General features: G+C 57.6%; 1 protein-coding gene. It reads right to left on the bottom strand.

The features are described from left to right. Nucleotides 1-71: 71 nt before the first annotated feature. Nucleotides 72-255, bottom strand: a 184-nt coding sequence (locus tag JNB91_RS30575; protein ID WP_220329139.1) for an ATP-binding protein, incomplete at its 5' end; no start/stop codon positions are given.

The raw sequence follows: 255 nt of genomic DNA, 5'->3' as shown, positions 1-255 counted from the left end.
TCCGAGGCTAAGCCGGACGGCCGCAATGTCTCTGGGTCGTGGTTTATCAATGTCGGCGTATATCGGCTCGGTCAAGCCTGAGTTGCATCCTCGGCTGACAGGTTTCGATGTTTGCGCAGGCTCTCGCCGGAAAGTTCGATGCGATAGGCGTTGTGAACGAGACGATCCAACACGGCATCAGCGATCGTGGGATTGCCGATCATATCGTACCAGTGGTCCACGGGGATCTGGCTGGTAACGATGGTCGAGCGCTGC

This window comes from Aliirhizobium wenxiniae, from assembly GCF_019511445.1.
Lineage (GTDB): Bacteria > Pseudomonadota > Alphaproteobacteria > Rhizobiales > Rhizobiaceae > Neorhizobium > Neorhizobium wenxiniae_A.
Note: the sequence above shows the minus strand (reverse complement) of the source record. Positions and strands in the feature narration are given on the sequence as shown.